Consider the following 18,768-nt stretch of genomic DNA (forward strand, 5'->3'; position numbering starts at 1 on the left):
GGCCGAGGACGAGGAGGGCGTGCCCGATGGCCGTTCAGCCCGGCTGGGAGGGCCGGTTCTTCGAGGACTTCACCGTGGGCGACGTGTACCGGCACCCGCTCGGGCGGACGGTCTCCGAGGCGGACAACACCTGGTTCACGCTGCTCACGATGAACACCAACCAGATGCACTTCAACGCCGAGTACGCCGCCCGGTCGGAGTTCGGGCGTCCCCTGGTGGTGTCCACGCTCACCGTCGCGATCGCCGTCGGGCAGAGCGTCACCGACCTCACCCAGAACGCGTTCGCCAACCTCGGGTGGGACGACATCCGGATGACCCACCCGGTGTTCGCCGGCGACACGCTGTGGAGCGAGTCGATCGTGCTCGAGAAGCGGGAGTCCGGATCGCGCCCGCACGCCGGCATCGTCACCGTCCGCACCCGCACCCTCAACCAGGACGGCGCCGAGGTGTGCTCCTTCCGCCGCACCTTCTACGTCTACCGGCGCGGCGCCGAGCAGGTGCGCGACACCTTCCCGACGCCGGCGACCGAGCTGACCCTCGACGACGAGGCCCCCTGATGCGGCTCACCTACGGCCCGTGGGGGGAGACCCTCGACGAGCTCGCCGACGCCGCCCGCCGTGCCGAGCAGGCCGGCGCGGAGGTGGTCTGGGTGCCCGAGCTGCACCGCAGCGCGACGGTCGCCGCGGCTGCGCTGGCCGGCGCGACGTCGACGGCGGGCGTCGGGACGGCGATCGCCCTGGCCTTCCCCCGCAGCCCGATGGTGACCGCCCTGGAGGCACTCGACCTCGACGAGCTGGCCGACGGGCGCTTCCTGCTCGGTCTCGGGTCGGGCGTGCAGCGGCTCAACGAGGACTGGCACAACGTGCGGTGGGACAGGCCGGTCGCGCACCTGCGCGAGACCGTCCGCGACGTCCGCCACTTCTGGGCGCACTGCACGACCGGCGCCCCGATGCTGCTCGACGGGGAGCACGAGCCGATGCGGATCTCCGGCTACCAGCGGCCCTTCCCGGTGCGGCGCACGCGCATCCCGGTCTACCTGGCGGCCATGGGCCCGGTCATGACCCGGCTGGCCGGTGAGATCGCCGACGGCTGGATCTCCCACGAGCTGTGCTCGCCGGCCTACGTGGCCGAGCGGGTGCTGCCCGAGCTCGACGCCGGCGTCTCGCGGGTCCCCGGCCGCCGCCGGGCCGACGTCGACGTCGTCGTCTCGGCCTGCTGCTCGATCGACGCGGACCCGGCACGGGCCCGCCGCCGGGCGGCCGGGCTGGTCGGCTTCTACGCCAGCGTGCGCACCTACGCGGACTTCTTCGCCTTCCACGGCCTCACCGAGGGGCAGGAACGGGTCCGCGAGGCGTTCCGGGGCGGCGCGGGTGCCGAGCGCCTGGCCGGCGCGGTGGACGACGGCATGGTCGACGCGCTCACGCTGAGCGGGACGGCCGACGAGGTGCTCGACCGCCTCTGCGCCTACGAGGGGCTCGTCGACACGGTCAAGCTGACCCCGCCGACGCACGGCGCCAGCGCGGCGGAGACCCGGCGGGCCCAGGACGCCGTGATCGCGCTGATCGCGCGGAGCACCCGAGGGAGGGCTGCGTGAGACCACTGGAGGACGTCCGGGTCATCGCCGTCGAGCAGTACGGGGCCGGCCCGTTCGGCAGCGTGCACCTCGCCGACCTGGGCGCGGAGGTGATCAAGATCGAGGACCCCCGGGTGGGCGGCGACGTGGGCCGGTACGTGCCGCCCTACGCCGACGGCGAGGACTCGCTGTTCTTCGAGACGTTCAACCGCGGCAAGCGCAGCCTGTCCCTGGACCTGACCAACGCCGCGGGCAGGGAGGTGTTCGAGGACCTGGTGCGGTCGGCCGACGCGGTGTACTCCAACCTGCGCGGTGACGTCCCCGCCAAGATGCGGATCACCTACGCCGACCTGGCCCACCTCAACCCGGCGATCGTGTGCTGCTCGCTGACCGGGTTCGGCATGAGCGGGCCGCGGCGCGACGAACCCGGGTACGACTACGTCCTGCAGGGCCTCGCCGGCTGGATGTCGCTCACCGGTGACCCCGACGGCCCGCCCACCAAGTCCGGGCTGTCCCTCGTCGACTACTCCGGCGGCTTCGTCGCGGCGATCGCGCTGCTCGCCGGGCTGCACGCCGCCCGCCGCGACGGGCGCGGGATGGACTGCGACGTCAGCCTCTACGACACCGCGATCGGGTTGCTGACCTATCCCGCGGTCTGGCACCTCAACGCGGGGTTCCGGCCGGTCCGCACCCGGCACTCTGCGCACCCCTCGCTCGTGCCGTTCCAGGCCTTCGAGGCCAGCGACGGCTGGCTGGTCGTCGGCTGCGCCAAGGAGAAGTTCTGGTCCCGGCTGGTGCAGGTCATCGGCCGCCCCGAGCTGGGGGAGGACCCCCGGTTCGCCTCGTTCGCCGACCGGCAGGCGCACAGCGACGTCCTGCTGCCGCTCCTGGAGGCGGAGTTCGCCGGCCGGACGGTGGCCGAGTGGCTCGAAGCGCTGTACGCCGCGGCGATACCGTGCGGCCCCATCAACGACGTCGAGCACGCGCTCACCGAGGAGCACACCGGCGCCCGCGGGCTGGTCGTGGAGACCGAGCACCCGCGGTACGGCCGGCTGCGGCAGCTCGCCTCCCCGGTCCGGGTCGGCGACCAGCTCCCGGCCTACCGCCGGGCCCCCGCCCGCAACGAGGACCTCGACCACGTGGTGCGGGAGGTCCTCGGCTACGACGAGGAGCGGGTGACCGACCTCGGGGTCCGCGGCGCCTTCGGGCAGGGGGACAGCGACCCGGACCTCCCGCAGGCCGAGGCCGCGGTCCGGTGAGCCCCTCGCCCGTCGCCCCCAAGCTGGTCGACTGGGCCTGGCGGCTGCGCCTCGACGACGTGCCCGCCGACGCGCGGGCCGCCGTCGCGCGGCACCTGCTCGACGGGCTCGGGACGGCGATCGCCGCCGGCCGCGCGGGGGCGGCATCGCCGGCGGTGACGGTGGCGCTGGGCCTGGGCGGCCCGCCGGAGTCGACGGTGCTCGGATCCGGGGCGCGGGTCGGCGCGCCGGCCGCCGCGCTCGCCAACGGCGTCCTGCTCCACGCGCTCGACTTCGACGACACCCACGCCGGCGGCCTGGTGCACGCCACCGCGGTCGTGCTGCCGGCCGCCCTCGCGGTGGGGGAGCAGGTGGGTGCGACCGGCGCCGACGTGCTGCTGGCCTCGGTGGCCGGCCTCGAGACCGTCTGCCGGCTCGGCGCCGCGGCCCCGCACGCCTTCCACGCGCGCGGCCTGCACGCCACCGCGGTCTGCGGTGTCTTCTCCGCCGCGCTGGTCGCGGCACGGCTCGGCGGTCTCGACCGGGCGCGGGCGGTCGACGCCCTGGGCATCGCCGGCAGCTCGGCGGGCGGGCTGCTCGAGTTCCTGTCCACCGGGTCGGCCACCAAGCAGCTGCACCCGGGGCTGGCGTCGCAGTCGGGGATCCTCGCCGCGCGGCTGGCCGCGGCCGGTGCCTCCGGCCCGGCGAGCGTGCTCGAGGGCGGGCAGGGGGTCTACGCGGCGCTCGCCGGCCGGCGGGTCGACCCCGACGCCGTGCTCGACGGGCTGGGCGAGCGGTGGGAGTGCACCCGGATCACCGTCAAGCCCCACCCGGCCTGCCAGCTCTCCCACGCGGCCCTCGACGCCGCGGCGGCCGCGGCGGCCGGGCTGCCCGGCGGCCGTCCGGAGGCCGCGGCCATCGCCTCCGTGGTGGTCGACCTGCACCCCGACAGCGCCGCGATCGTCGCCGAGCCGGCTGCCGCCAAGGTGGCCCCCCGCACCCCCTACGAGGCGAAGTTCTCGGTGCAGTGGAGCGTCGCGGCGCTGCTGGTCGACGGGCATCTCGGCGTGCAGACCTACGCGCCGGCCTCGCTGACCCGCGCCGAGGTCGCCGACCTCGCGGCCCGGGTGTCGGTCCGGGTCGTCGACCGGCCCGGGGTGCCCGCCGCCGCGGCACCGGGGGCCGCGACGATCCGGCTCACCGACGGCACCGAGCTCCGCGGCGAGGTGCCCTGCAGCGCCGGCAGCCCGGAGCGCCCCCTCGACGACGACGGCCTCCTGGCCAAGGCCGCGGCCAACGCGGGCGGTCCCGGCGCCGACCTCGACGAGCTCGCCCGACGGGTGCGGGGGCTCGCCGGCGAGCCCGACCTGGCGCGGGTCGTCGAGCTCGCCGACCGGCTCTCCCGGCCGCCCGGCCCCGCCGCGGCGCCGCACCCCGAGGAGGACCGATGACGACAGCGGCCATCCGGCCGGCCGAGTTCCCGTGGTTCCGGTACGAGGGCTACACCTTCTCCCTCGGCCTGGCCGAGGACGGCACGGCGTGGCTGTCCGGGCACTCGGCCAGCGAGCACGACCCGCAGTCGGGCCGGATGGTCGTGCGGGGCGGCATGCGCGAGCAGACCCGCACCGCGTACGCCAAGATCGGCGCCATCCTGGACGCGGCGGGGCTGACCCCCGCCGACGTCACGAGCCTGACCGAGAACGTGACGGTGGCCGGCATCGAGGAGTACGAGGAGACGGCCGCGGTGCGCCGCGAGGTGTTCGGCGCGCACGTCCCGGCGGTGCGCACCGTGGTCGTCGACCGGCTGCTGCGCCCGGCGGCGCTCGTCGAGATCGAGGTGCACGCCGGCCGGGGCGGGGGGACGGCGGGTCCGGGCGGGGTGCGCGAGGCCGGCGACGGCTCGGTCGTCCTGCCCACGGTCCTCCCGCTCGACGACGACGGGGAGGTGGTGCACGACGGTGACCTGGTCGGCCAGTACGCCTGGTGCCTGGACCGCGCCGAGGCCCTGCTCGGCGGGGTGGGTCTGTCGCTGGCCGACGCCGTGACCACCTACGACTACACCACCCCGGCCACCCGGGACGTCTACCGGCGGACCCACCGGCCGCGCCAGGAGCGGCTGGGCGGGAAGGGCGTCCTCCCGGGCGCGGGCGGGATCCTGGTGAGCCGCCTGCACCGGCCCGGCGTCCTGGTCGCCCTCGACGTCACCGCGTCGCGGCTGCCGTTGCGGCAGGTCAACCCCGGGTGGAGCCGGTACGACACGCTCACCTACGCCCCCGGCGTGCTCGCCGGGCGCACGCTGTACATGAGCGGGTTCGCCGCGCTGGACCTCGAGACGCAGGAGGCGCTGCACCCGGGCGACGTCGTGGCGCAGGCCGAGGTCACCTACCGCTCCGTGCTGGAGGTGGTCGAGGCCGCCGGCGGCCGGCCCGAGCACCTGGTGTCGACGGTCGAGTACGTGTGCCCGGGGGGCCTGGGGGACTACCGGGGGGTCGCGACGGTCCGGCAGCGACTGCTCCGCGAGCCCTGGCCGGCCTCGACCGGCGCGGTCTGCGCGGGGCTGCTCCGGCCGGAGTTCCTCCTGGAGGTCTTCCCGACCGCGCTGCTGCCCGACGAGGACGGCGCCGGTGCTGCTGACTGACGAGATCCGCGCGATGGTGGGGCGCGAGGTGGTCTACACCGCGCCCGAGGAGCTCGGCCGCGCCGCGATCCGGTACTTCGCCCTCGCCGTCGGCGACGACAACCCCGTCTACACCGACGACGACGCCGCCCGGGCCGCCGGTCTCGACGGCGTGGTGGCCCCTCCGACCCTGGTGTGCGAGACGAACCAGTACTCCGGGCGCCCGCCGAACGCCGACGGGTACGCCGGGCACGAGTGGGGGATCGAGATCCCCGGCACCCGCCTGGTCCGGGGCGGGAACAGCTACGTGTTCCACCGACCCGTCCGCCCCACCGACGTGCTCACCGTGACCTGGCGGATCACCGGCATCACCGAGAAGGTCAACCGGCAGGGGCAGGAGATGGTCGTCGTCGCCTCCACGGCCCGCTACCGCAACCAGCGCGGTGAGCTGCTCACCGAGAACGACGAGACGCTGGTCTTCGTGGCCCTGCCCGGAGCGGCGTCGTGACCGCCGTGGCGGTCGGCGCCACCGTGCCGCCGCTGGAGCGCCGCTTCGACCGGGCCGGCATGGTCGCCTACGCCGGGGCCACCTGGGACTGGCACCGCCTGCACCACGACGAGACCTACCTGGCCGAGAAGCAGCTGCCCGCCCCGGTGGTCGACGGCCAGCTGTTCGGTGCCCTGCTCGCCGAGCAGGTGCAGGACTGGCTCGGCCCGTCGTGCTTCGTCACCCGGCTGTGGTTCCGGTTTGCAGGGCTGGTGTTCGCGGGGGAGACCGTCCGCTGCGAGGCGACCGTCACCGCCGTCGACGGCGACCTCGTCACGGTGAGCTCGCGGGTGGTCGTGCCGGCGAGCGGCGACCGCCCGGAGCGGCCGGCCGTGACCGGCGCGGGCGCGCAGGTGCGGGTGGCGGCGCGGTGACCGGGGTCGCGATCGTGGGGGCGGCCGAGTGCGACCTCGGCGTCACCGGGAGGTCGGTCCTCGGGCTGCAGACCCAGGCGGTGACCCGCGCCCTCGCCGACGCGGGGCTGGCGCTGGCCGACGTCGACGGGCTGGCGACCAGCGGGATCTCCCGGTTCTCCACCGCGCAGCTGGCCGAGTACCTCGGCCTGCGCCCCTCGTGGGCGGACTCCACGTTCGCCGGTGGCAGCGCCTACGAGGTGTACGTGGCGCGGGCGGTGCAGGCGATCGAGGCCGGGCAGTGCTCCACCGTCGTGGTCAGCTTCGCGTCGAACCAGCGATCGGCCCGGTCCCGCTCCCTGGGCGGGGTGGTGGAGCCGCACACCCCCGAGGCCCAGTTCGAGGCCCCGTACGGGCCGCTGTACCCGATCTCGCTGTACGCCATGGCCGCGGCGCAGTACCTGCACCGGTACGGCGCCACCCGGGAGCAGCTCGCGGAGGTGGCGGTGGCCGCCCGCGAGTGGGCGCTGCTCAACCCGGTGGCCTACCGCCACGGCGCGGGTCCGCTGACGGTCGCCGACGTCCTCGGCGCACCGGTGCTGTCCACCCCGCTGACGTCGGCCGACTGCTGCCTGGTCACCGACGGCGGCGGGGCGGTCGTGCTCACCTCGCTCGAGCGGGCCCGCGACCTGCCCAGACCGCCGGTGCGGGTGCTCGGCTACGGCGAGAGCACCACCGGCACGTCGATGGCCGGGTACGACGACCTCACCCTGCCCGGAGCGGTCGACTCGGGCCGGGCGGCGTTCGCCCGGGCCGGGCTGTCCCCGGCCGACGTCGACGTCGCCGAGGTCTACGACTCCTTCACGATCACGGTGCTGCTCACCCTGGAGGCGCTGGGCTTCTGCGGCCGGGGGGAGGCCGCCTCCTGGATCCAGGGCGGCCGGGTCCGCCCCGGTGGGGACTTCCCCCTGGACACCTCCGGAGGAGGGCTGTCCTACTGCCACCCCGGCCAGTACGGGGTGCTGCTGCTCGTCGAGGCGGTCCGCCAGCTGCGCGGCGAGTGCGGCGACCGCCAGGTCCCGGGCGCCGAGGTCGCCCTGGCCCACGGCACCGGCGGCGTCCTCTCCACCCACGCCACGGTGCTGCTCGGGGTCGACCGGTGAGCGCCCCGGACGTCCCGCCGCCGGACGAGGTCACCGCGCCGTGGTGGGAGGCCACCCGGCGCCGGGAGTTCCTGCTGCAGACCTGCTCGCGCGGCCACCGGCAGCACCCGCCGCGGGCGGTGTGCACCGCCTGCGGCGACGTGGCCGGCCTCGGCTGGTCGCCGGTCGCCGGCCGGGGCCGCGTCGACGCCTGCACCGTGGTCCACCGCGCCCCCGGCCCGGGGTTCGACCCGCCCTACGTGGTCGCCCGGATCCGCCTGGTGGAGGGGCCGGTCGTGCTGAGCACCGTGGTCGCCGACGACCCCGGCGCCGTCGCGATCGACGACGACGTCGTCCTGGACTGGCGCGGCCTGCCCGACGGGCGGGCCCTGCCCGTCTTCGTCCGACCACCGAGGAGCTGACCGATGGAGTTCCGGCTGAGCGACGAGCAGCGCTCCTTCCGTGCGGTGCTGCGCGACTTCGTCGACGAGGAGGTCGTGCCCGTCGCCCGGGAGTGGGAGCAGGCCGGCCGGTACCCGCAGGAGCTCGTCGACACCATGGCGGAGCTGGGCCTGTTCGGGGTGACCGTGCCCGAGGAGTACGGCGGCCTGGACCTGGACCCGGTGTCGTTCGCGCTGGTGTTCGAGGAGATCTCCCGCGGCTGGATGGGGGTCGCCGGCATCCTCGGCAGCCACTCGCTGTCCTGCCGGATGATCGCCGTCCACGGCACGGCGGAGCAGAGGCAGCGCTTCCTGCCCGACCTGGCCACCGGCCGGCGGCGCACCGGCATCGCCCTCACCGAGCCCGACGCCGGTACCGACCTGCAGGGCATCCGCACCCGGGCGGTCCGCGACGGCGACGGCTACGTGGTCACCGGCACCAAGACGTGGATCACCAACGCGCGCCACGCCGACCCGCTGCCGGTGCTGGTGAAGACCGATCCGGAGGCCTCGCCCGCGCACCGGGGCATGAGCGTCCTGCTCGTGGAGGCCGGCACCCCCGGCTTCGCGGTGGCCCGCGACATCCCGAAGCTCGGCTACAAGGGGACCGAGTCCTGCGAGGTCGTGCTCGACGGTGCCCGCGTGCCGGCGGCCAACCTGCTCGGCGGCGTCGAGGGCACCGGCATGCAGCAGGTGCTGTCCGCGCTGGAGTGGGGCCGGGTCAACATCGCCGCCCGCAGCGTCGGCATCGCCCAGCGGGCCTACGACGAGGCGCTGGAGTACGCGCGCGGCCGGCACGCCTTCGGCCGGCCGATCGCCGACTTCCAGGCCGTGCAGCTCCGGCTGGCCACCCTCGCCACGACGCTGCAGGCGGCCCGCCTGATGGCCTACTGGTCGGCCGACGCGGTCGCAGCCGGCCGGGCGGGCGCGCAGACCGGCATGGCCAAGATCTTCTGCTCCGAGGTGGCGCTGGAGGCCGCGATCGACGCGATGAAGGTGCACGGCGGGTACGGCTTCTCCACCGAGTACGAGGTCGAGCGGCTGTACCGCGACGCCATCCTGATGAGCATCGGGGAGGGCACGAACGACGTGCTGCGCACGGTCGTGGCCAAGGCGCTGGTCCGCGGGGAGGCCGCGATCAGGTGAGCACCCCCACGGCGGGCGGACGGGCGGCCCCCGACCGCGTCCCCGGACCCGGCGCGGCGTGGCAGGCGCTGCACCTGCCCGACGCGGAGCCGGCCGTCCGGCGGGCGGTCCTGCACCGCGACGGCGGGGGGCGCTCGGTGCAGCTCGTGGAGTTCCCCGCCGGCTGGCACCGACCCGCCGCCGGGCACTTCCCCGTCGACGAGGAGTTCGTCGTGCTGCGCGGCAGCCTCGAGCTCTCGGGGGTCGCGGTGCTCGCGGGGGACCACGCGCTGGTGCCGGCCGGTGCGCTGCGCGCCGACTCCGCCGTCGGGCCGGAGGGGTGCCTCGCGGTCGCGTGGTTCGACGGCGTCCCCGAGTGGCGCCACGGTGCCGCGCCCGCCCCCTCGGGCGCGATCGTCCGCCGGCGCGTCGAGGGCGTCCTGCTCAGCGAGGGCGGTCGGGTGCGCCCCCACCCCGGGCCCGAGGTGACCGGACCGGCCGACGTCCTCACGACCGACGGTCGCTGGGAGCGGGTGCCCGACGGGGCGGTCGCTCCGGTGCCCGACGGGGACGCCGTCGTCCGCCCGTGGGGGAGGCGGCCACCGACGTCCCCCACGAGTCCGCCGCACGGTGCCGACGGCGACGGCTCCGAGGGTCAGGCGGACGGCGGAGACACCCCTCGCTGGTCATCTGCGGGTCACCGGTCGTCGGGCCGCCGGTCGCCCCGGTGACGCCGGGGCTCGTCAGGGTCGGGACGACGTGTCCGCGACCCTGGAGAGCTCCTGTGTCATCTCGCGCCGCCCGGCTCCTCGCCTGCTCGCTGCCCGCTGCCGCCGTGCTCGTCGTCGCCGGCAGCCCTGCCGGTGCCGCACCCGGCCCGCAGCGGTCGTTCACCGAGGTGGCGACCTTCGACGTCAGTGGTGAGGTCGCCGAGATCCTCGCTGTCACACCCGACGGCCGGACGCTGCTCCACGCCGACTCGGCGACCGGGGAGGTCGGCCTGGTCGACCTGACCCGACCGGACCGGCCCCGTGCGATCGGCGGTGTCGCGGTCGGTGGCGAGCCCACGTCGGTCGCCGTCACGCGGGACGGGCGTCACGCCCTCGCCGTGGTGGACACGAGCGCGTCGCCCGCCGCCCCCTCGGGAGAGCCGGCCGTCATCGACCTGCGCACCCGGTCGGTCGTGCGGACCCTGGACCTGGGCGGGCAGCCCGACTCTGTCGCCGTCGCTCCGGACGGTTCGGTGGCCGCCGTGGCCATCGAGAACCAGCGCGACGAGGAGGTGGAGGTCGGGGGTGTCGAGGGTGGTCTGCCGCAGGCGCCGGCGGGCTTCCTGGCCGTCGTCGACCTGCACGGGCCGGTAGCGGGGTGGACGGTCGGGCGCGTCGAGCTGACCGGCCTCGAGGTCGCGCTGTACCCGGAGGACACCGAGCCCGAGTACGTCGACGTCGACCGCGACGGCGTCGCCGCGGAGACGCTGCAGGAGAACAACGCCGTGGCACTCGTCGACCTCGGCTCCCGCACGGTGGTCGGTTCCTTCTCGGCCGGCACCACGACGCGTCCTGACGCGGACACCGTCGACGACGGCGTCGCGGTGTTCGACGACCCGCTGCAGGCGCCTCGCGAGCCCGACGACGTCCCGCTCCGTGGTGCGCGCGGTGGAGCCGCGCCGGCTCCGGACCACCCGCACCGACTCCCGGTGTGAGCGCGACCGTCGGACCGGTCGGCCGGGGCGTGTCGGTGCGCCACCGCCTACCGGCCTCGCGAGCGCCTGGGCGAGACTGCGCCGGTGGACGACGAGCACCACGCCGCGCAGCGCGCGGAACGGTCGGCGGAGCTGTTCGGCGTGCTGGCCCGGATCGTGCACCGCACCGCCCAGGACGCCGCTGCCGTGCTCCGCGGGGAGGGTCTCAACCCGGCGCAGTTCCAGCTGCTGCGGGCGGTCCGGGACGCGCCGGGGGAGACCCAGCAGACCTTCGGGAACCGGTTCGGCGTCACCCGCGGCAACGTCTCCATGCTGGTGACCAAGCTGGTCGATGCCGGCCTGCTGGTGCGGGAACCGCGCGGGGCGGCCAACGGGCTGCGGCTCACGCCGCGCGGGGAGGCGCTGGTGGAGCGGCTGGAGCCGGACCAGAGCCGGTTCCTGACCGAGCGGTTCGGCGTCCTCGACGAGGCCGAGCTGGCCACCCTGCACCGGTTGGCCGTGGCGGTCCTGGAGGGCTTGCCCTGAGCCGCGGGCGGGCCTACCGTCGGACCATGTTCAGCACTGAACACACCCTCGTGAGCGGTCGCCGCTCTCTCGTCCTCACCGTCCTCGCCACCGCGGCCGCGGTGGCCGCCTTCTCCGCTCTGCGCCTGTCGGGGCAGGAGCTGGTGGTGGCCGCCCGCGGAGATCCACGGCCGGTCCCGGTCGGCGCCGTCGTCCTGGCCACCGTCGCCGGCGGGGTCGCCGCGCACGTCCTCGCCCGGTCGGCCGCTCGCACCGGCCGGCCCCGGCGGACGTTCCTCGCTGCGGTCGTCGCCGGCCTCGCCCTCTCCGGCGTCCCCCCGGTGCAGGCGGCCACCACGACCTCGACCGCCGTCTGGCTGCTCGTGCTGCACGCCGTCGTCGCCGCGGTGCTGGTGCCTCCGCTCGCACGGGCGCTCCCGCCGACGCGGCCCCCCGCGCAGCGGCGCCCGGAGCAGGTCCGGCCCGGCGCCGGGGTCCCGCGGTGAGGCCGGCGAGGCCGCCGGCCGCCGGCGACGTCGCCCGCCAGGTGGCCACCGTGACCGGCGCGGTGGCGCAGGCGGTCCTGCCCGCGGTGCTCCTCCCGCGGGTCCGCCGCGACCTGCGGCCGCCGGAGGTGGCCCAGCCCGCGCCGTGGGCCTTCGCCGTCTGGCTGCCGGTCTACGCGGCCTCGGCGGCGCACGCCGCCCGGCAGGCCCGGCCGGCCCTGCGCGCCGATCCGCTGCTGCGACGCACCGGCTGGCCGCTCGCCGCCGCGTTCCTCTGCCTGGGAGCCTGGGCGCCGCTGCTGTCCCGGCAGCGGTACTGGGCGGCGCAGGCGGCCCTGGCCGGCACCGCGCTGCTCGCCGGGACCGCGCGAGCGCGGGCGGACCGCACGCCGGACCCGGTCCCGCCGACCCTGGCGCTCACCACCGGACTGCTCGCCGGGTGGGGAGCGGCCGCCTGCGGGGTCAACCTCGCCTCGATGCTCGTCGGCGCCGGGCCCGTGCCCGGTGGCCGGCCGGCCACGGCCACCGGCGCGGCCACCGCGGTGGCCCTCGGCGCCCTCGGGGTGGCCACCTCCCGCGGCACGCCACGACGCTCACCCAGCGGGTGTACGGAGTGACCCTGGCCTGGGCGCTGGCCGGGGTCGCCGACGGTCGCCGCCGCGCCGCTCCACCGGTCGCCGCGGCCGCGGCGCTCGCCGCTCTGCCGATCCTGCGTCGTCTGCGCTGACGGACCCTGCCGGTGGCGGCCAGGGAGGCCGGCCGGCCTCCGTCGCGGTCCTCCTCCCCGCGGCGGGGCCGGCACGGGTCGCCGGTTCAGGTCTGCTCGCTCGTGGTGACGGTCATCTTCGGGCCCGGAGCCGAGACGGACGCGATCTCCAGCCCCGACCTCGTGCCGTCCCACCACCGGCTGTCCGGCGCGGTGGCGTTGCCGAAGGCCGTCGCGAACGGCGCCCCGTACAGGTCCGAGGAGTCACCGGCGTTGGCCCGGTGCTCGAGGTCGAAGCGGTTGTCTGCCTGCTCGAGCGAGCACTCGTAGTGCCGCGCGGGCGTCATCTGCTCGTGGCTGTTGTCGCCCCGCTCGTCGACGTGCCAGATGGCGAGGCCGGCGTCGGGGAGCGAGCGGTCGCGTCCCACCTGCTGCCGGTTCTCCAGCAGGAAGTACTCGGTCGCGTTCCTGCGGTGGACGAGGAGGTCGTTGGTCCCGGCCTCGAGGACGAACGTCGCGCCCGGGGTCAGGGGGCGGACCGACGACGCCCAGCCCGAGGCGTGCTTGAGGTAGGCGCTGACCTGGACGGGGTTGACGTCGGAGCCGCCGAAGCACATCAGGCAGTAGTGCCCGACGCCGTTGCCCTGCAGGGTGGGGTTGGTGTCGTAGTCGTAGAGGTCGGGGTAGTCGCAGATCATGTGGCCGTTCTCGTGGCAGAACGTCCGCAGCGTCAGCCGGTCGCCGAGGTCGGTGATCTGGTAGTCGTAGAGCTCCGCCGTCGGTGTCACCCGGTAGCCGCTCCGCAGGTGCCAGGAGTGCGGCCAGAGCCCCTTGGCCCAGTTGTTGACCCGCTTGCCCGTGTAGAAGACGTTGAGCGCCCGCACGTAGCCGGCGTCGTCGGTCGTCAGCTGCGAGAAGTCGAACCCCTGCGCCACCAGGTCGTCGAGTGCCTCGGTGATCAGCTCCCAGGCGCGCAGCGGCTGCTCGATCGTCTCGTCGGTGTAGTGGGCCCGCTCGTGCCGGGCCGTGTAGTAGGCCGTGACCGTGTTGGTGTAGGTCAGCCGGCCGCCCGAGACGTCGGCGAAGTAGTCCCGGACGGACCCGTTGTTGCCGAAGCCGGCGTACCCCTGCTGGTTGCAGAAGTCCTCGACCTCCCGGCGGGGGATGGTGGCCGGGACGTCGGGGAACGCCACGAGCAGGCACAGGCCGACGTAGTCGCCGGTCGTCTCCTCCTGGGGAGGCGCCGGTGCCGCACCGTCCTGCGCGTCCCCACCCCGGCCGGCCAGCCGCTGCTCGTGGCGGACCCGCCACCGTGGCCGCTCGTCGGCCGCGGAGAGGGCCGACCGCGCGGAGACGCCCCTCGCTCCCCGCTGGGGGCGGACGTGCCGGGGCAGGTCGAGCAGCGCGGCGTCGACGGCGCCGACCCGGTCGCTCGTGGGGAGGAGTTCCTGCTTGTCCGGCGACAGCGTCGCGTACTGCCAGTACCCGCTGTCGGGGTCCTGCACGACGGTGTGCCCGTCGAGGGTCTCGAAGACCGCGGCGAACTGGTTGCCCCAGGCCCGCACCGGCAGCTCGGCGCCGTCGGGGTCGTGGAGGGTGAACTGCTCGCCGTCGTAGGGGAGGGGCATGCCGTCGCTCCTTCGTCCTGGGAGTCCCCTGGCCGGGCCGGCCGCGGGGAGGGACTCGCCGGACGGAGCCCGGGCACCACCCGGCTGATACCCCCGACGGCGAGGTGTCCCGGCGCGCGTGCCGGGTGTGGACCCGGTGGTGACGCGGCGGTGACGCCCGGCCGCTGGACTCGGCCCATGACGCTGACATCCCGCGTGGCCGTCCTGCAGCCGCGCCAGGCCCTGGACGACGTGGCCGCCGACGACTCCCTGCCGGTCGAGCTGACCATCCAGGTCGGCACCGGCGACGCCGCACTGGCGGGCTCGGTGCCGCTGCACGAGTTCGTCGCGACGGCCGGGACGCTGACCCACGCCGACCGGGTCGTGCTGGTCGACCAGGCGCTGGTCCTGATGGAGGACAACTACGTCCACCTGCCGCTGAAGACGGCGATGCACGCGGTGAACCCGGTGCAGCGGCTGCGCCTGCTGCGGGCGCGGCTGGGACAGCAGACCGACGCCACGATGGACCCCGAGCGGGTCTTCCACGCCGAGCTGTCGGAGGTCTTCCACTCGGTGCGCGACCTGCACACCAACTACCTGCTGCCGGAGCCCTTCGCCGGCCAGGTCGCCTACCTGCCGTTCCAGGTCGAGCGGTGCGTCGAGGGGGCGGCGCGGCGGTACATCGTCAGCAAGACCGCCTCCGGCGTCAGCGACCCGACCTTCCGGGTCGGCGTGGAGGTCCTGCACTGGAACGGTGTCCCGATCGAGCGGGCGGTCGCGGTCGCCGCCGACCGCTTCGCCGGCAGCAACCGCGCCGCCCGCCTGGCCCGCGGCGTCGAGTCGCTGACCATCCGGCCGCTGAAGCTGCACCTGCCGCCGGACGAGGAGTGGGTGACGGTCACCTACCGCGACGCCGACGGGGTGCGCCGCGAGTTCCGGGTGCCGTGGCTGGTGGCGCCCAACGTGCCACCGATGGCCGACGCCGGCGCCGTCACCACGGCCGCCGCCTCCCAGGGCCTGGACCTGCTCACCGACGAGGTGGGGCGCGCGCAGGCGCTGCTCTACGCGCCCCGGGCGGTCGAGCAGCAGCTCGGCGCGGCCGACGTCGACCTGTCCACGAAGCCGGCCGCGCCGGGGGCCGACGTGCCGACGTCGATGCCGCTGGTCTTCAAGGCGCGCAGCGTCGTCACCGCCTCGGGCACCTTCGGCCACCTGCGGGTCTTCCGGTTCGCCGTCCCCGACCCGCACGCCTTCCTCGCCGAGTTCGTCCGCCTGGTGGAGCTGCTGCCGCAGGACGGGCTGGTCCTCGACGTGCGCGGCAACGGCGGCGGGCACATCTTCGCCAGTGAGTTCCTCCTGCAGACGCTCACGCCGCGGCGCATCACGCCGGAGCCGGTGCAGTTCCTCTGCACGCCGCTGAACCTCGCGATCACCCGCCAGCACGCGGCCAACCCGATCGGCATCGACCTCGGGCCGTGGCTGCGGTCCATGGAGCAGGCCGTGCAGACGGGCGCGGTGTTCTCCTCGGCGTTCCCGATCACGCCCGAGGACGAGGCCAACGCCACCGGTCAGCGGTACTTCGGCCCGGTCGTCCTCGTCACCGACGCCCGCTGCTACTCGGCCACCGACATCTTCGCCGCGGGCTTCCAGGACCACGCCGTCGGGAAGGTGCTCGGCGTCGACGACAACACCGGCGCCGGCGGGGCCAACGTGTGGACGCACGGGCTGCTCGCGCGGCTGCTGCGGGAACCGGTGCCGGACCCGGACACCCCGTACGTGGCGCTCCCCCACGGGGCGGACATGCGGGTGTCGATGCGCCGCACGCTCCGGGTCGGGGCGCTGGCCGGGACGCCGGTCGAGGACCTGGGGATCACCCCGGACGAGCGGCACGAGATGACCCGCCGCGACGTGCTGGAGGGCAACCTCGACCTGCTGGAGCACGCCGGCCGGGTGCTCGCGGGCATGCCCCGCCGCCGGCTGGACGTGTCCGCGTCCCTGTCCGGTGGGACGCTCACCCTCGAGGTCGACGTGGTCGGCGCCGACCGGCTCGACGTGCACGTCGACGACCGGCCGCGGGCCAGCGCGGACGCCGCCGACGGGCACCGGACGATCCGGGTCGACGGCGTCCCGGGCGCCCGGGTCGTGCGCGTCGAGGCGTTCGCGGCCGGCGCCCTGGTCGCCGCCCGGACCCGCGGTGTCTGAGGACGCCGTCGTGCCGCGGCACCCCGACGAGGAGGAGGCAGCCGTGTCCCGCTCCAGCGCTCCGGGCCGCTCCCGGCAGGAGGTCCGCCTGGCCCTGGTCCTCAACGGCGGCGTCAGCCTGGCGGTGTGGATGGGCGGGGTCACCCACGAGATCGACCTGCTCCGGCGGGCGTCGCGGGTCGCCGCCGGGGAGTCCGAGGCCGCCGTCGGCGGGGTGGCCGAGCACGACCGGGCGGTGTTCGACGCCTGGGTGGACCTGTGCCGGCGCGCCGACGTGGGGGAGGTCGTCGTCGACGTCATCGCCGGCACCAGCGCCGGCGGCCTCAACGGCACCCTGCTGGCCACGGCGGTGGCCCGCGGGGTCCCGCTGGACCCACCCGGCGGCGACGGCGGCCCGCGGCTGCGCCGCGTCTGGGACGACCGCGCCCGCCTGGAGGAGGGGCGGCTGCTGCGCCGCCGCGAGGAGGACCCGCTGCCCAGCGTCCTCGACGGCGACTTCTTCCGGGAGGCGGTCCGCGAGGAGATCGCCGGGATGGGCGGCGCGGGCGGTTCCCGCGGCCGGCCCGTCACGCTGTTCGTCACCGCGACCGCCCTGGGCCCGGCCACCCGGCCGCACGTGGACTCCTTCGGCCAGCGCTTCGACGTGGCCGACCACCGCCGGCAGTACCGCTTCCGCCGCACCGAGGACCACGGGGTCGTCTACCGGCCCGGCGACGCCGATGCCGATGCCGATGCCGATGCCGACGCCTCGTGGTGGCAGCCGGCGCTCACCGACGACTTCGACGGGCCGGACGCGGAGAGCGCCCTGGTCACCGCCGCCCGGGCGTCGGCGTCCTTCCCGGTGGCCTTCACCCCGGTGCGGGAGGGACCCGAGCTCGCCCGGCGCCGGATCCTCCCGGCCGCGCCCGTGGAACGCGACGGCGACCGCTGGCTGGTCGACGGCGGCGTCCTGGACAACGCGCCCTTCCAGCCGGTGCTCGACGCCATCGGCCGCCGTCCGGCCACGGGGCCGGTGCGGCGGCTGCTGGTGTACGTGGTGCCCTCCCGCGGGCAGGCCTCGACCGGCCTGGACCGGGCCGCACCGGACTCCCGGGAGCAGACGCCGGACGGCGCCGGCGACCACCCGGACTGGACGGGCATCCTCGGCTCCGCCGTCGGCTTCCCCCGGGAGGGGGACGTCCGCGCGGACGTGGAGGACGCGGCCGAGCTGCTGGCGCGCGCCGACGCGCGCCAGGCCGGACCGGAGACCCTGCTGCGCGCCGAGCTGGCCGCCCCCACCGGGGCGGCGGACGGGTTGCTGGAGCAGTACCGGCGGGCGCGGGCGGTCGGGGGCCTGCTCGACGTCCGCACCACCCTGGCCTCGGCCAACGAGGGCGGCGGGGTGGTGCTCGCGCCGGCCACCACCGTGGACCTCGACCGGCTGCTCGAGCAGGACCTGCCGTGGGTGCCTCCTGCCGGGACGGGCCTGACCCCCGGCCCCGGCGGCTGGGCCTGGGGCCTGGGCACCGCCGAGCGCGTGTGCCGCCTGCTCGCCGGCGACCTCCGCGACCGCGTCGCCCAGGGCGAGCAGCCGGGCGCCGGCGGGATCGCCGACGTCGTCTCCGCCCTCAGCCGGGTCGAGGCCGTCCGGGACGCCGTGTCCGCCCGGCTGGTCGAGCAGGCCGCCGGCGCGCCGGCCGAGGACGTCGCCTGCGCCGCCTGGGCGCGGCAGCACATCGAGGCCCTCCGGGCTCCCGCCGCCCTGGCCCACTGCGTGCAGCAGGCGGCCCGGGGATACGCCTCCGCGATCGGCGGCTCCCTCGACACCGCCGACGTCGTGCGCGCGGCCCTGGCCGTGGAGGTCGCCTCCCAGGCGTTCACCGCCTACGGGGCGTTCCGGCGGACCGCGCCCTTCCGGTTCCTGCGGCTCGGGCCGGACGTCGACAGCCCGTTCGTGGACCCCTCGGAGGAGGACGCCCGGCTCGCCCGGCGCTGGGGGGACAGGAAGCTCTACGGCACCCGGGTGATGCACTTCGCGGCCTTCGGCCTGCCCGAGTGGCGCGCCTGGGACTGGACCGCCGGCCGGCTCGACGCGCAGGCGCACCTGGCGCGCGCGCTGTCGCCCGACGACGACGAGACCCGCAAGCGGCTCGCCGACTGGCTGACCGACGTCCAGACCGCCACGGTGCGCGCCGAACTGGACCGGGACCCGGCCGCGTGGCGGGAGGAGCGGCAGGCGCTGCGCACGATCGAGGACGAGGACCTGATCGGCCGGCTCCGCAGCACGTCGAAGGGCGAGCACCTGGTCGTCGCCGTGGTCGACGCGGCCATGCGGGCCCTCCCGCTGCGCCTCGCCCTGGACCGGCGCGGGCTGCTGCTCAACACGCTGGTGGCGCGCAAGCCGCAGCAGCGCTGGCGCCCGCCGTGGGCCCCGGTCGCCCGGCTCGTCGTCCGCCGGCGCTGGAGGAGGTGGACCGACGGGCTCGGCCGGCGGACGGCCGGCGAGCGGGGGTGACCGGACGGG

19 protein-coding genes are annotated in these 18,768 nt (G+C 76.1%); 18 read left to right on the forward strand and 1 reads right to left on the reverse strand.

The genetic code is table 11. The features are described from left to right. Window positions 1-26: 26 nt before the first annotated feature. The 16 genes from ACI780_RS07330 (at window position 27) to ACI780_RS07405 (ending at window position 12,477) form a co-directional block, all read left to right on the forward strand. Window positions 27-557, forward strand: a complete 531-nt coding sequence (locus ACI780_RS07330) for a MaoC family dehydratase (protein ID WP_456870882.1) — start codon at window positions 27-29, stop codon at window positions 555-557. Next, entirely contained in the window at window positions 557-1,594 is a 1,038-nt protein-coding gene (locus ACI780_RS07335) for an LLM class flavin-dependent oxidoreductase (RefSeq protein ID WP_457001875.1), read from the forward strand. The genes ACI780_RS07330 and ACI780_RS07335 overlap by 1 nt, the downstream gene beginning before the upstream one ends. Next, a complete protein-coding gene (locus ACI780_RS07340; RefSeq protein ID WP_457001877.1) occupies window positions 1,591-2,832 on the forward strand; it encodes a CaiB/BaiF CoA transferase family protein in 1,242 nt (413 codons plus the stop codon). Before ACI780_RS07335 ends, ACI780_RS07340 begins: the two co-directional genes overlap by 4 nt. After that, window positions 2,829-4,262 carry an MmgE/PrpD family protein gene (locus ACI780_RS07345; protein ID WP_457001879.1) on the forward strand — a complete coding sequence of 478 codons (1,434 nt, stop codon included), beginning with the start codon at window positions 2,829-2,831 and terminating at the stop codon, window positions 4,260-4,262. The genes ACI780_RS07340 and ACI780_RS07345 overlap by 4 nt, the downstream gene beginning before the upstream one ends. Continuing rightward, window positions 4,259-5,449 (forward strand): Rid family hydrolase, encoded by a 1,191-nt coding sequence (locus ACI780_RS07350; protein WP_457001881.1) that lies wholly within the window; start codon window positions 4,259-4,261, stop codon window positions 5,447-5,449. The genes ACI780_RS07345 and ACI780_RS07350 overlap by 4 nt, the downstream gene beginning before the upstream one ends. Beyond that, window positions 5,436-5,936, forward strand: coding sequence for an FAS1-like dehydratase domain-containing protein (locus tag ACI780_RS07355; protein WP_457001883.1), 501 nt, complete (start codon window positions 5,436-5,438; stop codon window positions 5,934-5,936). Before ACI780_RS07350 ends, ACI780_RS07355 begins: the two co-directional genes overlap by 14 nt. After that, the gene (locus tag ACI780_RS07360; RefSeq protein WP_456870888.1) at window positions 5,933-6,349 is read left to right on the forward strand and encodes a MaoC/PaaZ C-terminal domain-containing protein; all 417 of its coding nucleotides are present in this window, start codon (window positions 5,933-5,935) and stop codon (window positions 6,347-6,349) included. The genes ACI780_RS07355 and ACI780_RS07360 overlap by 4 nt, the downstream gene beginning before the upstream one ends. Beyond that, a complete protein-coding gene (locus tag ACI780_RS07365; protein ID WP_457001885.1) occupies window positions 6,346-7,491 on the forward strand; it encodes an acetyl-CoA acetyltransferase in 1,146 nt (381 codons plus the stop codon). Before ACI780_RS07360 ends, ACI780_RS07365 begins: the two co-directional genes overlap by 4 nt. Continuing rightward, on the forward strand, window positions 7,488-7,892 hold the full coding sequence (locus tag ACI780_RS07370) for a Zn-ribbon domain-containing OB-fold protein (protein WP_456870890.1): 405 nt from the start codon (window positions 7,488-7,490) through the stop codon (window positions 7,890-7,892). Before ACI780_RS07365 ends, ACI780_RS07370 begins: the two co-directional genes overlap by 4 nt. 3 nt (window positions 7,893-7,895) lie before the next feature. Continuing rightward, entirely contained in the window at window positions 7,896-9,056 is a 1,161-nt protein-coding gene (locus tag ACI780_RS07375) for an acyl-CoA dehydrogenase family protein (RefSeq protein WP_457001888.1), read from the forward strand. Then, a complete protein-coding gene (locus ACI780_RS07380) occupies window positions 9,053-9,766 on the forward strand; it encodes a hypothetical protein (protein ID WP_457001890.1) in 714 nt (237 codons plus the stop codon). Before ACI780_RS07375 ends, ACI780_RS07380 begins: the two co-directional genes overlap by 4 nt. A 53-nt stretch (window positions 9,767-9,819) precedes the next feature. Beyond that, window positions 9,820-10,740, forward strand: coding sequence for a hypothetical protein (locus ACI780_RS07385; protein WP_457001892.1), 921 nt, complete (start codon window positions 9,820-9,822; stop codon window positions 10,738-10,740). An 84-nt stretch (window positions 10,741-10,824) separates the two neighbouring features. Continuing rightward, entirely contained in the window at window positions 10,825-11,265 is a 441-nt protein-coding gene (locus tag ACI780_RS07390; RefSeq protein ID WP_457001894.1) for a MarR family winged helix-turn-helix transcriptional regulator, read from the forward strand. 26 nt (window positions 11,266-11,291) lie between these two features. Continuing rightward, window positions 11,292-11,750, forward strand: coding sequence for a DUF6069 family protein (locus ACI780_RS07395; protein WP_457001896.1), 459 nt, complete (start codon window positions 11,292-11,294; stop codon window positions 11,748-11,750). Further along, complete coding sequence (locus tag ACI780_RS07400) at window positions 11,747-12,367, forward strand: hypothetical protein (protein ID WP_457001898.1); 621 nt, start codon at window positions 11,747-11,749, stop codon at window positions 12,365-12,367. Before ACI780_RS07395 ends, ACI780_RS07400 begins: the two co-directional genes overlap by 4 nt. Continuing rightward, entirely contained in the window at window positions 12,355-12,477 is a 123-nt protein-coding gene (locus tag ACI780_RS07405) for a hypothetical protein (protein WP_457001900.1), read from the forward strand. The genes ACI780_RS07400 and ACI780_RS07405 overlap by 13 nt, the downstream gene beginning before the upstream one ends. A gap of 86 nt (window positions 12,478-12,563) precedes the next feature. On the opposite strand, the gene ACI780_RS07410 is transcribed toward ACI780_RS07405, so the two are convergent. Continuing rightward, complete coding sequence (locus ACI780_RS07410; protein ID WP_456870897.1) at window positions 12,564-14,084, reverse strand: M6 family metalloprotease domain-containing protein; 1,521 nt, start codon at window positions 14,082-14,084, stop codon at window positions 12,564-12,566. Window positions 14,085-14,261: 177 nt separating this feature from the next. Between ACI780_RS07410 and ACI780_RS07415 the strand changes: the two genes are divergently transcribed. Further along, window positions 14,262-16,265 (forward strand): S41 family peptidase, encoded by a 2,004-nt coding sequence (locus tag ACI780_RS07415; protein ID WP_457001902.1) that lies wholly within the window; start codon window positions 14,262-14,264, stop codon window positions 16,263-16,265. A 43-nt stretch (window positions 16,266-16,308) separates the two neighbouring features. Continuing rightward, entirely contained in the window at window positions 16,309-18,759 is a 2,451-nt protein-coding gene (locus ACI780_RS07420; protein WP_457001904.1) for a DUF3376 domain-containing protein, read from the forward strand. The last annotated feature ends 9 nt before the right edge of the window (window positions 18,760-18,768 follow it).

The sequence above is a fragment of the Geodermatophilus sp. SYSU D00814 genome, from assembly GCF_054050055.1.

Bases quoted from the DNA above. Each gene is read 5' to 3' on its own strand.
- ACI780_RS07330 (WP_456870882.1), top strand. From the start codon at position 27: ATGGCCGTTCAGCCCGGCTGGGAGGGCCGGTTCTTCGAGGACTTCACC.
- ACI780_RS07335 (WP_457001875.1), top strand. From the start codon at position 557: ATGCGGCTCACCTACGGCCCGTGGGGGGAGACCCTCGACGAGCTCGCC.
- ACI780_RS07350 (WP_457001881.1), top strand. From the start codon at position 4,259: ATGACGACAGCGGCCATCCGGCCGGCCGAGTTCCCGTGGTTCCGGTAC.
- ACI780_RS07375 (WP_457001888.1), top strand. From the start codon at position 7,896: ATGGAGTTCCGGCTGAGCGACGAGCAGCGCTCCTTCCGTGCGGTGCTG.
- ACI780_RS07395 (WP_457001896.1), top strand. From the start codon at position 11,292: ATGTTCAGCACTGAACACACCCTCGTGAGCGGTCGCCGCTCTCTCGTC.
- ACI780_RS07410 (WP_456870897.1), bottom strand. From the start codon at position 14,084: ATGCCCCTCCCCTACGACGGCGAGCAGTTCACCCTCCACGACCCCGAC.
- ACI780_RS07415 (WP_457001902.1), top strand. From the start codon at position 14,262: ATGACGCTGACATCCCGCGTGGCCGTCCTGCAGCCGCGCCAGGCCCTG.